The organism is Rhizobium sp. 62_C5_N11_2, assembly GCF_051811185.1.
Classification (GTDB): domain Bacteria; phylum Pseudomonadota; class Alphaproteobacteria; order Rhizobiales; family Rhizobiaceae; genus Rhizobium; species Rhizobium leguminosarum.
Window position 1 is genome coordinate 1,362,224 of sequence record NZ_JBPWPW010000001.1, and the last position, 13,148, is coordinate 1,375,371.

Here is a 13,148-nt window from a genome sequence, read left to right on the forward strand (position 1 = left end):
TTGAGCAATTTCGAAGGAACGTCAATGCGCAAAGCCCGCAGTGTCATCATATGGGCCGTGGTTTCGCTCTGCATGATCGTGCTGATCACGTTGCCGGTCAACCTGCAGACCCAGCTCATCACCAGCATCACGGTCGTGACTGTGATGGCGCTGATCAAGGTGCTGAAGGGCGAGGGGACGTGGCGCCTGGTGGCGCTCGCCTTCGGCACATCGATCGTGCTGCGCTATGTTTACTGGCGCACCACCAATACGCTGCCGCCTCTGAACCAGCCTGAGAATTTCATTCCCGGCCTGCTGCTCTATCTTGCCGAAATGTATAGCGTTGCGATGCTGGCTCTCAGCCTCTTCATCGTCGCGACGCCGCTGCCGTCGCGCCCCTCGCGTGCCGCCAAGAATGAACGTTTCCCCCATGTCGACGTCTTCGTGCCATCCTACAACGAGGATGCCGGCCTGCTGGGAAACACGCTGGCCGCCGCCAAGGCCATGGATTATCCGGCCGAGAAGTTGCATGTCTGGCTGCTCGACGACGGCGGCACCTTGCAGAAGCGCAACTCCGGCAAGCTGCTCGAAGCCCAGGCTGCTGCTGCCCGCCATATCGAGCTGAAGCAGCTCTGCGACGATCTCGACGTCAGCTACCTCACGCGCGACCGCAACGAGCATGCCAAGGCCGGCAATCTCAACAACGCCATGAAACTTTCGACCGGCGAACTCATTGCCGTCTTCGATGCCGACCACGCGCCGGCCCGCGATTTCCTGCTCGAGACCGTCGGCTACTTCGAGGACGATCCGAAGCTTTTCCTTGTCCAGACCCCGCACTTCTTCATCAATCCCGACCCGCTGGAGCGCAACCTGCGCACCTTTGACAAGATGCCGAGCGAGAACGAGATGTTCTACGGCATCATCCAGCGCGGCCTCGATAAGTGGAACGCCGCCTTCTTCTGCGGCTCGGCCGCGGTTCTGAGCCGCAGGGCGCTCGAATCCCAGAACGGCTTCAGCGGCATCAGCATCACCGAGGATTGCGAGACGGCGCTGGCGCTCCATGGCAGCGGCTGGAACAGCATCTATGTCGACAAGCCGCTGATCGCCGGCCTGCAGCCGGCCACCTTTGCAAGCTTCATCGGCCAGCGCAGCCGCTGGGCGCAGGGCATGATGCAGATCCTGCGCTTCCGCTTCCCGCTGCTGAAGCGCGGGCTGACGATCCCGCAGCGCTTCTGCTACATGTCCTCCACGCTTTTCTGGCTCTTCCCGTTCCCGCGCACGATCTTCCTGTTTGCGCCGCTCTTCTATCTGTTCTTCGATCTGGAGATCTTCACCGCCTCCGGCGGCGAGTTCCTTGCCTATACGCTCGCTTATATGCTGGTGAATCTGATGATGCAGAACTACCTCTACGGGTCGTTTCGCTGGCCCTGGATTTCCGAGCTCTACGAATATGTCCAGACCGTGCATCTGCTGCCTGCTGTCGTCTCCGTCATGCTCAATCCGAGGAAGCCGACCTTCAAGGTCACCGCCAAAGACGAATCGATCGCCGTCAGCCGTCTGTCGGAGATCAGCCGCCCGTTCTTCGTCATCTTTGCGGTGCAGATCGTCGCGCTCATCATCACCATCTACAAGATCTACGCCGAGCCCTATAAGGCCGACGTCACGCTCGTCGTCGGCGGATGGAATCTCATCAACCTGATCATGGCCGGCTGCGCACTTGGTGTCGTGTCGGAGCGCGGCGAGCGCGCCTCGTCCCGTCGCGTCCGCGTCAACCGGCGCTGCGAATTCGGCGCCAACGGCAAGTGGTACACGGCCTCGATCGAGGATGTTTCCGTCCACGGCGCAAGACTGCACATCTTCAACAAGCATCTCGACGAGATGCTGGTCGGCGCCGTCGGCGAAATCCGCTTCCGGCCCTATAGCGGCGCGGATCTGGAAACCCTGCCGCTCATCGTCCGCAACATTGAGCCGTCGGGCGACATCAGCAATGTCGGTTGCCAGTACGTGCCGAAAAGCGCGCTCGACCATCGCCTGATCGCCGATCTGATGTTTGCCAATTCTGACCAGTGGACCCAGTTTCAGGCCTCGCGCCGCCGCAATCCGGGCCTGATCCGCGGCACCATCTGGTTTCTCGGCATGTCGTTCTACCAGACGAGCCGCGGCCTCGTTTACTTCTTCCGCAGTATGCGGCCGGAGCGAGAAGCCCAGCAGCAGGCGGCAAAGGTCAACGCCGGATGAGAAGGATCGTCGCCGCCTCGCTTCTCCTGCTGAATGCTTCCGCCTTCGCCCAGGCGCAGACGGCACCCTTCGACATGTCCGGCGAACGGCCGCCCGGTGCGTCTGTTGCCCCGAGGTTGACGCCGCCCACGCCGTCCGCAGCCACCGCGCCTCCGGTTTCCGTCTTACCCGCACCTGCAACCCCGGTTGCTCCTAATCCTGCTCCCGTTCCTCCGCCGATCGCCGTCCAGTCACCGCAGTCGCAGCCGCCCGCGCTCCAGCCAGCAGCGGCGGCAAACAGCGCTGCGCCGCCGCGTGCCGGCGATGTCCGTCGCTTTGTCGTGCCCTTTTCGAAACTCGGCCTCGGCGGTGAATACGATCGCCGGTCATGGTCGGTCTATCTGACGCCGGAGCAGGCGGCGGCCAAGGCAAGCTTCACTTTCGCCTACCAGAATTCGATCGTCGTCGCGCCCGAGGCCTCGGCGCTGACCGTCTATCTCAACAATCGCCCGATCGGCCAGCAGCGCGTCGGCTCACCGGATGGCCCTTCGACCGTCACCTTCGAGGTTCCAACTGGTCTGCTGCAGCCGGGCGCCAATCTCGTCACCTTCGAAGCCGGCCAGCGCCACCGAACCGATTGCAGCATTCAATCCACTTATGAACTGTGGTCGAATATCGATCCGGCCGGGACCTATCTGAGCTTTGCCGGCATGGACGTTTCCCAGCTGGCGAGCGCCGACGCAATCCGCGCCATCGGCGTTGACGGCGCCGGCAAGACGGAGTTCGACATCGTTGTCCCGGCGTTGGAGCAGCCGGGAACCACCAAGCCGCTGCTGCGGCTGGCACAGGGCCTGTCGGTGCTGAGCAGCATGCCGAACCAGATCTTTGCCTTCAGCACCGCTTCGCTTCCGGCCGCCGGCCCTGGCAAGCTCAGCGTGCTCGTCGGCACCGCGGCGGAGCTGCGGCCGCTCTTTCCTGGCCTGCCGCCCGGCGCCGAAAGTGCGGCACTCGCCGCCTTCGTCACCGACCCGCGCAGCGGCTCGCCGGTTCTTCTGATCAGCGGCCCCTCCTGGCAGGCAGTCTCCTCGGCGATCGATACCATCGTCTCGCCGACAGACCGCTCCTCGGATGTTCGCCGCGACGTGCTGACCACCGAGCGCTGGAGCGCGCCGAACGCGCCGCTGGTCTTTTCCGATACGAATATCGCCCTGTCTCAGCTCGGTGTGAAGACCACCGAATTCTCCGGCCGGCGGTTGCGCACGAGCTTCAATATCGCCGTGCCGGCCGATTTTTATGCCAATGCCTATGGCGAGGCAAAGGTGCTGCTCGACGCCGCCTATACTGACAAAGTGCTGCCCGGCAGCCACATCGATATCTACGTCAACGACAACATCGCCTCCACCGTGCCGATCACCACGACGACTGGCGGTATTCTCCGCCATCTGCCGATCCGCGTGACGATGCGGCACTTCAAGCCGGGTCTCAATTCGGTGGCGATCGAGGCGATCCTGATGGACAAGGACGATGCCGCCTGCGCGCCGGGCGCGACCGCCGGCGCCACCCCGCGCTTTGCCCTGTTCGATACATCAGAGCTGGAGATTCCGGATTTCGCCCGCGTCGGCCAGCGTCCGAATCTGGCGGCAATGGCCGGCACCGCCTATCCCTATGGTCGGGCCACGGAGCCGACGCCGCTCTTCATCGACCGCGTCGATGCTGACACGCTTTCGGCTGCCGCCACGTTGCTCGGCCAGATGGCGATTACGGCCGGCCATCCGGTCGCCGTCGAAACCGTCGCCTCGCCGAACATGATCGGCGATCGCGACGCCATCTTCATCGGTTCCATCTCGCAGATGCCGGCAACTGCGCTGACGCAGACCAATATCTCTACGGCGAGCCAGGCCTCGTGGCGCCCCGTCGTCGAGACGCAGGCGGGCGTCGTCGACACCGGTACGGCCTTCGAAGAGTGGAACTCCAAAGTCAGCGGCGGTGTCCTGCGCAGCCGGATCACTGCTTTCCGCGAGTGGCTGTCGCGCAATTTCGATATCTCCCGCAGTTCGCTGCAATTCGTTCCCGGCGCCGAGGAGATCTTTACCCCGCCCAACGCCGCCACGCTCATGGTTGCCCAGGGCTCCAGCCCCGCGGGAGCGGGCTCATGGACGGTGGTGACGGCGCCGTCGGCGAAGGATTTGCGCGCGGGGCTCGAGGTTCTGACCGAGCAGTTGAACTGGCCGCAGATATCAGGCCACATCACCACCTATTCGAGCAAAACTGGCAAGATCGACACGGTGCCCGTCACCCGCTTTGATTTCGTGCCGTCCACCCCCTGGTCGATCGCCAATTACCGCCTGATCGCCGCCAACTGGCTGTCGACGAATATCCTCTCCTATGCCTTCCTGCTGGTCGTCTTTGTGCTGTTGATCGGGATCACCACCTCGAGCATGCTCGGAAGGCTGGGTCGGTCGAAATGAGACGGTTACGCGCGCTCCTGTTTGCGGCATCGGTCGCGCTCGCTCCCGCGGGAACGCCCGCCGTTGCGCAGCAGGCGATGATCAATGCCGGCGCATGGTCGGCCTACAAGGCGAAGTTTCTCGATGCGACCGGCCGCATCGTCGATAACGGCAACGGCAATATCAGCCATAGCGAAGGGCAGGGCTACGGCATGCTGCTCGCCTATCTCTCGGCAAGCCCCGCCGATTTCGAACAGATCTGGTATTTTACCCGCACCGAACTGCTGCTGCGCGACGATGGCCTGGCCGTCTGGAAATGGGATCCAAACATCAAGCCGCACGTCTCCGATACCAACAATGCCTCGGATGGCGACATGCTGATCGCCTATGCGCTGGCGCTGGCCGGCACGGCGTGGAAACGCGAGGACTATATCCTCGCCGCCTCCCGCATGGCGCAGGCGCTGCTTGCCGAAACCGTTGTGCGCTCGGCCGGCCACACACTCCTGTTGCCGGGAAGCGAGGGGTTTACCGGCACCGACCGTGACGACGGTCCCGTCGTCAACCCGTCCTACTGGATTTACGAGGCTATCCCGGTGATGGCGGCGCTCGCTCCGTCGGATGCCTGGAAACAACTGTCGGAAGATGGCGTGGCGCTGCTGAAGACGATGCAGTTCGGCCCGCGCAAGCTTCCCGCCGAATGGGTCAGTCTCAGCGGCCAACCGCAGCCTGCGCAGGGTTTCGACGCCGAATTCGCCTATAACGCCATCCGCATCCCGCTCTATCTCGTTCGCGGCGGCGTCACCGACAAGGCCCTGCTGACCCGTCTGCAGCAGGGGATGTCGAAAGACGGTGTTCCCGCGACCATCGATCTGACCACCGGCCGGCCGAAGACCGTGCTGCCGGACCCCGGTTATCGAATTGTTAACGATGTTGTGGCCTGTGTACTCGACGGGACCAAGCTGCCGGGCTCGGCCCTGCAATTTGCGCCCGCACTCTATTATCCGTCCACGCTTCAGCTGCTGGGACTGGCCTATATCGGGGAGAAGCATCCGGAGTGTCTGTGAAGTCTTCTCTCGTGGCGGTATCAGCGGCAGTCGTGGTGGCGACCCTCGTCACCGGGCTGAAAGATCGTGCCGCTCTGCAGGAAAGGTTCGGCCTTGGATCTGCCGCCAAGCCGGCGCCGGAACTGATGATGATGGGCCGCATCAAGCCGACTGATGCTTCCGCCGGCAATCCCCAATTCAATGCGCAGCTGGTGGCCGACAAGATCGAGGCGATCACATCCCCCTCACCGCCAGCACTGGATACACCCGTGCCGAATGCCGCAGCACGGCAGCCTGCAGGCTCGCCGCCCGTAGCACCGCAACCTGTGGCACCTCAGACGGCCGTCCAGCCGGCGCCGGTCACGCCCCCCATAGTTTCCGAGCCACAGGCTCCACCACAGGCCGCCGCGCCGCCGCAGCCTACCGTTGATGAAAGCGCGCTTCGTTATTTCGCCAGCCGCGGCGACAAGGTGCGCCTGCAAGCCGAAATCTCCCGACTTCAGGCGCTCTACCCGAACTGGGTTCCGCCGGCCGATCCACTCGCCGTGCCGCAAAATGGCGACAAACAGCTTGAGGCCATGTGGCAGCTCTACTCCGATGGCCGCTATGCGGAGCTGCGCAAGGCGGTCGCCGACCGTCAGGCGGCCGCCGGATGGCAGCCGCCGGCCGATCTGCTCGACCGGCTCGACGTCGCCGAGGCCCGTGCCCGCCTCGTCAACGCGTCGGACCTCAAGCAATATGCGACGGTGGTCGATATTGCCGCCGCAACACCGAGCCTGCTCACCTGCAGCGAGGTCGATGTTCTCTGGCGCGTCGCCGAAGCCTTCATCCAGACGGAGAGGGCGAAGCGCGGCCAGGATGCCTACACCTATATCCTGAAGAATTGCACCAATCCCGCCGAGCGGCAGGCGACGGTCGAAAAGGCCTCGACGCTGCTCGGCTACCAGCCGATGCAGGCACTGCTCACGCTGGAGAGGCCTGCCGCCGACGGCAGCAAGGAATTCGATGCGATCCGCGATAACCTCGCCCGACGATTCATGGCCGAGGGCAATGACGATCCGAATCTCGCCATCGCGCCCGATTATGTCGCCCGCCTCGAAAAACTCGCCGAGACTGGGGGGCTTGCCTCCGATGCGCTGCTGCTCGGCTGGTACCAGCTTCGCCGCAACAATGATGCCGATGCCGAGAAGTGGTTCCGCGCCGCCCGAGCCAAGCAAGATTCGGCGGCCGCTTCGCAGGGGCTGGCGCTGGCGCTGATTGCCCGCAAGGCGCCTGAGGAAGCCGAGGACGTGATGTTCCGCTGGCGCACCGATTCCGAGGATGCGACATCAACCTATCTCGCCGCCACCGCCAACCTGATGGCGTTGCAGCCGTCGGCCGATCTGGCCGAAGACGTGCTGCATCGCATCGCCACCGAGGTCATCGCCCGGAAATATGTGCCGACGGCGCAGCAGTTCGGCTGGTATGCCCGCTCCCTCAACCAGTTCCAGACCGCCGCACGGTGGTTCGAGACGGCGCTTGCCTGGAAACCAGATGACGAACCGTCCGCCTATGGCCTTGTCATCACCCGCGAGCAGCTGAGCGACCGCAAGGGCGTGCTCGACCTCCAGCGCGCCTGGGCCGGCCGGTCGAGCCGGATCACCAATCTCGAAGATACGTCCTCCCTGACGCCGAACGCCGTCACGCCGCCGCCGGAGAAGGGGGGGCTTGCAGCACAGCAACCGGCTCAACCGACGCAGCGTCCCCCGACCGAGCCACTTCCGGCCGAGCGCCGTGTCACCCTGCAGCCGGGGTCGGAAGTTGTCGTTCGCGCGGCGAGGCCGGCGATGGAGACGGTGACCGTTCCGCGCGGTTCGCGCCAGACGCGCGGCTGCTCGACGACAATCGATGCGGGGCAGCTCAGCCCGGCCGACGCGCTGTCGCGTGGCTGGTGCCTGATGGATATCAACCGGCCGATGGAGGCAATCTCGGCCTTCGAGGCGGCGCTGCAGAGCCCGGCCCGCAAGGTCCGTGAAGACGCAGCCTACGGCCAGAGCCTCGCTTATCTCCGCGCCGGCCTCTCCGGCAATGCCGCCGTCGCAGCCACCAAGGCGCCGCAGAACCGCCAGCGTGCCGCCGAGCTTCAGGTGGCGATCCTCGCCGACCGCGCGCTTTCGGCCTTTGACGCCGGTCGTTATCGCGAAACCCTCATCTACCTCGATCAGCGCGCCCAACTGCAGCAGGAGCGTATCGACCTGATGGTTCTGCGCGGCTACTGCTATCTCAATCTCAAAATGTACGGCGATGCTACCCGCATCTTCGAAGCCGCTGCTGCGACTGGCAGCCGCGATGCTGCCCGCGGTCTGGCCGACGTTAGAAACGTCACGCATCCCGACGTCAACGACTGACGTTGACGCTGCCGCCGCTCTCCGTTACTCGCCTGCTTAGCTTCAAAATGTCCCAGCGTCCTTTGCGCGTCTTCAAAGACGAGCGGCGCGCTGTGGACCCGCAAGGAAACGCCCGTGCCCGCTCTCCATGACATCCTCGACAGGTCCTACGATGCCTTCCTTTTCGATATGGACGGAACGCTGCTGAATTCCATTGCCGTTGTCGAACGCGTCTGGAGCGAATGGGCAAGACGCCACGGCTTCGAGCCGGAGGTCTTCCTGAAGACGATCCATGGCATCCGCGCCTCCGACGTTATCCGCGGGCTCGGCCTGCCCGGCGTCGATCCGGCCCACGAGGCGGATCTGCTGCTCGCCGAGGAAATGCAGGATGTCTCCGGCATCGTCGAGATCCCCGGCGCCGTCCGCTTCCTCTCCGCCATCGCCGAGGGCAGGTGGGCAATCGTCACTTCGGCGCCGATCGAGCTTGCCAGGCGCCGCATGGCCGCCGCCGGCATCCCGATGCCGAAGGTCATCGTCAGCGGCCAGGAGGTCAAATCAGGCAAGCCCAGCCCCGAAGGATATCTGCTCGGCGCAAGCCGCCTCGGCGTCGATCCGAAAAAATGCCTGGTCTTCGAAGATGCCGTCGCCGGCATCCTCGCTGGCGAAGCTGCCGGCGCCGACGTCACCGTCATCACCGAAACCCACGCCACACCCTTCGAAACACCGCATTTTTCGATCGCCAACTACCAGGCATGGCAGCCCATCCAAACCGCCGAAGGCCGGCTGAAGCTCGCCACGATCTGACCATTCCGGCAAACTGCTTCCTTTTTGTTGGAGGCGAAGTTTTTCCGCTTGCATTGCACGCGCTGAAAAACTAAACGAAGCAAGCCGTTTCGGCAGGTCGGGGCGTAGCGCAGCCCGGTAGCGCACTTGACTGGGGGTCAAGGGGTCGCTGGTTCGAGTCCAGTCGCCCCGACCATTTATCCCCTTGAAATCCCAGTCAGAATCTCATTTTTTTGCGTCCCGCTGGCGGCGGAAACGGAACGAGACATAGCAGAAATGCTGAAACGGGAACCGAAAGTCCCGAACGACAATGTCATTTGTTCATGTTGCAGGCGAGCTATAGCGCCGCCATTGCAAACGGCGGCGGGCCTTGGGCCGCCTTCAGTGCGGTTTCTGAGCGATCGCGATCATCGATTTCGCCAGCAACGGAATTCTTCCGACATATTCGAATTCGACGTCTTCGAAGCCAGTTTCGACCAGCAGCGTGCTGAGCGTTTCGGGAGACCAGAATTTGATATGGCCATGGTCCTTGAGGGGCATAAAATGGTCGTCCATCTTTCCGCTCACGGCCAGAGCCAGATTTTTCCAGTAGCCGTGGAAAGGCGTCGATACGACCGCGATGCCGCCAGGCTTCACCAGATCGTAAATGGTGGTCGAGAAGGCCTTGGGATCATAGACATGCTCCACCACCTCGAGACTGATGACCGCATCGAAGGTTCCATACCGGCTGGAAAGATCTTCGTAACCGGAACCGATTTCCAGCGAAAGATCAGGGTGGGCCGTTCTCGCTTTCGCGATGCCGTCCTGGGAGGGATCGACACCGACGACGTCATAGCCTTTTTCCGCAAGCACGGCGGCAGCACCGCCGGTGCCACAACCGAGGTCGAAGACTGCCGTTTCATTTGCCTCCTGGAAACTGTTCTCGAGAACATCGACAACGGCCGGCAAAATATAGGAATGGGCTGTCGCCGGCTTGGCGTGTACATAGGTAGTCGCGTCTAGTTCGATAGACATTTTACCTCCTGAAAATCTGAAGAAGTGAGCCGCCACCGCAATGGTAGGGCGGACTTTGACGGGAGTGTGGTGTCGTTGTGGTATTAAGGTGATTAACACCGAAGGCGTTCGCGGCTACTTAGGCTAAGGGAGCGCCCGCCGTTTGGCTGTACCGACTGCGCGCGACATCCTCCAACGCGCCCGACGCCCGCTCCATCGGGATCCCGAAGCTGATTGACAGGGTGCCGAGAAGATGCTGAAAACGGGCCGCATTCGGGTTTTCCGCATTCTCGTGGCCCAAGGGGCCGCTGCATCGGCTCCGGCCGCGTCGACCATTTAAAATAAATAAGGCGATGAAATACTCTTTGAGAGTGCATCGCAAATAAATCCTTTAGTTCTTTTTGGTACTCCCTCAGTGGGGGAGGCGGTATTTGTTGCCTTTTGTTAAGGCTATACCCAGATCTGAAGTTATCAACCCAATTTTGGATTGAAAAAAATCTGAAACCTCTTCGCATTCTCGCGAATATGTGTAGATTAACATTATCCCGATCACAGATAGCCTAGTCGAGCGCATGGCGGATATGAAGCACAATCTAACTTGCAGGCAGAGCCTCGCCAGCGCGTTCCAGGCACTGTCGGACGAGGCCGTCAAAGCCGGCTGGTCGGAAGGCGATGTCGCCCTCGCGCTTGCCGAACTCGCCGAGGAGCGGGTGATTGAGATTACCGCCAAGGTGATCATGGAAGGCTCCATCCATCCCCAACGAGTCGCCGCGGGCGGCCGCAACAGCTAACCCCTGTTACACCAGCAATCCTGCCGTTTTCGCTGCCGTGATAAAGGAAGTCTGTGCTGCGCGCGGGCTGCACAATCCGTCGAGCGCATCCAGGCAGTGCTGGCGCGCAACTCGATAATCGCGCCCACGCTTGCTCGGCCACCGTTTCAGATATTCGGCGGCCTCCCAGACGGTGGAAACGATCAGGCTGCTGTTTGGAGAAACGACCCGGACGGGGGAGGGAAAGCGTTTTTCACTCACATCTGCACTCATGGATTCCTGCTACAAAACGCGGCCACAACGCGTGGGACAAAATTTTGTTCCAAATTTTGTCCCACGGGAATTTGCGCAGTTGCTAAAGTTCAGGCCCTCGCGCATAATGACTTTATGACGGTTGCGGAGGGCGGCCGGCGATCCAAGCGTGGATGCGTTTGCCCTCGGAGGATTGCGGCATGATGTTACGGTCATCAATTCATCCGCATGATTTGCCGCTATTTTCGGAAGATCTCGATCTGCTTTCACAAGTGCTCGACAAGGTCTGCGATGAACGCGGCCTCGTCAAAACGACGCCGGAGGCCGAGCGGATCGGTGCGGTCATCATTCAGCTCTACAGGCAGGGCGTGAAGGACGGCGGCAAACTCGCCGACCTTGCAAAAACCTATCTTTGAAGATCAGTTCTGTTCGATCGAGACACCGTTCTTACCGATGCTCATCTCGATCCCCTGCGGCTTGTTTTCCTCGTGGAAGATATAGGCGCCGAGGCCGATGACGGCGACGACAAGAACGCCGATGATGACGTAGAGACCATTGCTGCGATTCAAGAGATTGCCCCCGATATGTTATGGGACAGCAAAACGCTCGGGCGACCGATTGGTTCCGTCAGTCGTCGTTGGCGGCGTTGAGGTTTTCCGGTCGGATGCCGTCATCGCTGGAACTGCGTGCGCGTAACCGGATGCCGGGGCCGCCTTCATCCTGATTGCCGCTCGACAGGAAGATGATGCCGTTCGCCTCGAGCGTGCTGCGCACATCGAACAGCGCGTGCGGCTCGCCCGCGAATTCGCCGTTTTCCAGCGCTGTCACGGTCTCGACCGGCAGCCCGCTAGCGGCGGCGAGCTCTTCGATGCTCATTCCGATCATGGCGCGCGCGCCACGTATCTGCGTTGCTGTTATCATGATCGAAAATCTAGCGCATTTCCAGCGCTTCTCAAGTGGCCGCGCTGTCACGTTGGCCGGTTTCGCTTCCTAAGGCACACACTCTTCAAACTTCCCTCAATTTTACCCCAAATAGATCGTCATGCATGCGCTCGACCGCGATTCCCATTCCTCCCATGAGGGCGGCCCGGTTCCCAAAGCGACTGATCTCGATGCGCGGCGGATAAGGTGTGCAACGCGGCAGGAAACCGCGGATGGCGTTTACGAGTTCCGGTCTTGCGCCGATGCTGCCACCGGTAATTACCAGTTCAGGATCGAGTGCCGCTCCGATCGCAGCAATGGCGACTGCGACCAGCCTTGCCGTCTCTTCGATTGCGGCCACGGCGCTTGTTTCTCCCGCATTAAACGCGGCGAAGAGATCGGCCACGGTGGATGCATTACGCCCGCCGAAACCGACGTAGCGGCGCAACATAGCGACGCTGCCGACCGCACTCTCAAAGGTTCCAAGCGTAAATCCACCAGGATCAAAAGCATCTCCACCGATCGGAAGATAGGCGATTTCACCGGCCGCCCCACGCGCGCCGCGCAACAGAGTTCCGTTGGCGATGATGCCCATGCCGACGCCCGTGCCGAGAGCAACGAAAGCAAAATTGCTGGTTTCGACACCGTGTCCCCGCCATTTCTCCCCTTGCGCGGCCAGGTTGACGTCATTTTCAACGATCACGGGTATCCCCATTCTGTCGCTGAAGACTTGCCGCAGATTTATTGCGTCGATGCCGGGGATGCTTGGCGCTACGTTGATATGTCCGGTGGCCGGATCGAGCACACCGGGACTGCCGAGAACGACGAGACGAAGTTTGTCGGCAGTCGTCCCGGCCGCAAATGCGAGTTCCACGATAAGATCACTGAACTGATTGACGAGATGCATTCCGCCGCGCGGATCGGTGGATACTTTGGTTTCAGCAACCACATTCCCTAACAGATCGCAAATAGCCGCAGCAATCTTGGTGCTCCCGAGATCGATAGAGACGGCCAGTCCCGCCCTGGCATTGATTTCATAGGTGATCGCATTCCGGCCCGGGCGACCATCAGTCTGTCCGACTGGTTTCAGCCATCCGTCATCCTCGAGGTCGCGCACGACATCGGAAATCGTCTGCTTTGACAAGCCGGTCAGCTTGGCAATATCGGCGCGAGAGATCGATCCGTTCGCGAACACGGTTCGGATGACGGCATTGGTTGAAATTTTTCGTGCGATCGGAGTCTGTGCGACAGAAGATGTCATTGCCATCCGGCTAGCTCAGTCCAATTAGTTCGGAGCACATACTTAATGGGGGCGGTATTGAGTTGGCAATTATCGCGACTAACCGGAATTCAATACATCGAAGAAGGCAATTTGTC

Annotated in this window: 12 protein-coding genes and 1 tRNA gene; 8 read left to right on the plus strand and 5 right to left on the minus strand. The window is 61.6% G+C overall.

The window, feature by feature from the left end; all coding sequences use genetic code 11:
- Nucleotides 1-24 precede the first annotated feature (24 nt).
- From bcsA to AB8B31_RS06945, 6 genes are all read left to right on the plus strand, one after another.
- On the plus strand, nt 25-2,217 hold the full coding sequence (bcsA, locus tag AB8B31_RS06920; RefSeq protein ID WP_130652159.1) for a UDP-forming cellulose synthase catalytic subunit: 2,193 nt from the start codon (nt 25-27) through the stop codon (nt 2,215-2,217).
- The gene (locus tag AB8B31_RS06925) at nt 2,214-4,664 is read left to right on the plus strand and encodes a cellulose biosynthesis cyclic di-GMP-binding regulatory protein BcsB (protein ID WP_131703107.1); all 2,451 of its coding nucleotides are present in this window, start codon (nt 2,214-2,216) and stop codon (nt 4,662-4,664) included. Before bcsA ends, AB8B31_RS06925 begins: the two co-directional genes overlap by 4 nt.
- The gene (locus tag AB8B31_RS06930; RefSeq protein WP_131703106.1) at nt 4,661-5,707 is read left to right on the plus strand and encodes a glycosyl hydrolase family 8; all 1,047 of its coding nucleotides are present in this window, start codon (nt 4,661-4,663) and stop codon (nt 5,705-5,707) included. The genes AB8B31_RS06925 and AB8B31_RS06930 overlap by 4 nt, the downstream gene beginning before the upstream one ends.
- The gene (locus tag AB8B31_RS06935) at nt 5,704-8,073 is read left to right on the plus strand and encodes a cellulose synthase (RefSeq protein ID WP_131703105.1); all 2,370 of its coding nucleotides are present in this window, start codon (nt 5,704-5,706) and stop codon (nt 8,071-8,073) included. The genes AB8B31_RS06930 and AB8B31_RS06935 overlap by 4 nt, the downstream gene beginning before the upstream one ends.
- Nucleotides 8,074-8,187: 114 nt before the next feature.
- Nucleotides 8,188-8,856 (plus strand): HAD family hydrolase, encoded by a 669-nt coding sequence (locus AB8B31_RS06940; RefSeq protein WP_131703104.1) that lies wholly within the window; start codon nt 8,188-8,190, stop codon nt 8,854-8,856.
- A gap of 98 nt (nt 8,857-8,954) precedes the next feature.
- Nucleotides 8,955-9,031 (plus strand) — tRNA-Pro (locus tag AB8B31_RS06945).
- Between the two features lie 185 nt (nt 9,032-9,216).
- Here AB8B31_RS06945 and AB8B31_RS06950 read toward each other — a convergent pair.
- Complete coding sequence (locus tag AB8B31_RS06950) at nt 9,217-9,849, minus strand: class I SAM-dependent methyltransferase (protein ID WP_018241538.1); 633 nt, start codon at nt 9,847-9,849, stop codon at nt 9,217-9,219.
- A 551-nt stretch (nt 9,850-10,400) separates the two neighbouring features.
- Between AB8B31_RS06950 and AB8B31_RS06955 the strand changes: the two genes are divergently transcribed.
- Nucleotides 10,401-10,619: a hypothetical protein gene (locus tag AB8B31_RS06955; protein WP_018447490.1), complete on the plus strand. Its 219-nt coding sequence runs from the start codon at nt 10,401-10,403 to the stop codon at nt 10,617-10,619.
- 6 nt (nt 10,620-10,625) lie between these two features.
- Here AB8B31_RS06955 and AB8B31_RS06960 read toward each other — a convergent pair whose 3' ends face one another.
- Nucleotides 10,626-10,871, minus strand: coding sequence for a DUF982 domain-containing protein (locus tag AB8B31_RS06960; RefSeq protein WP_018241540.1), 246 nt, complete (start codon nt 10,869-10,871; stop codon nt 10,626-10,628).
- Nucleotides 10,872-11,050: 179 nt separating this feature from the next.
- On the opposite strand from AB8B31_RS06960, the gene AB8B31_RS06965 reads away from it, so the two are divergent.
- Nucleotides 11,051-11,266 (plus strand): hypothetical protein, encoded by a 216-nt coding sequence (locus AB8B31_RS06965; protein WP_018069423.1) that lies wholly within the window; start codon nt 11,051-11,053, stop codon nt 11,264-11,266.
- A gap of 3 nt (nt 11,267-11,269) precedes the next feature.
- On the opposite strand, the gene AB8B31_RS06970 is transcribed toward AB8B31_RS06965, so the two are convergent.
- The 3 genes from AB8B31_RS06970 to AB8B31_RS06980 all read right to left on the minus strand — a co-directional run bounded on the left by AB8B31_RS06970 (nt 11,270) and on the right by AB8B31_RS06980 (nt 13,038).
- Nucleotides 11,270-11,419, minus strand: coding sequence for a hypothetical protein (locus AB8B31_RS06970; protein ID WP_018241541.1), 150 nt, complete (start codon nt 11,417-11,419; stop codon nt 11,270-11,272).
- Between the two features lie 58 nt (nt 11,420-11,477).
- Entirely contained in the window at nt 11,478-11,771 is a 294-nt protein-coding gene (locus AB8B31_RS06975; RefSeq protein ID WP_018241542.1) for a helix-turn-helix domain-containing protein, read from the minus strand.
- A gap of 85 nt (nt 11,772-11,856) precedes the next feature.
- Nucleotides 11,857-13,038: an ROK family transcriptional regulator gene (locus tag AB8B31_RS06980; protein ID WP_018241543.1), complete on the minus strand. Its 1,182-nt coding sequence runs from the start codon at nt 13,036-13,038 to the stop codon at nt 11,857-11,859.
- Nucleotides 13,039-13,148: the final 110 nt, after the last annotated feature.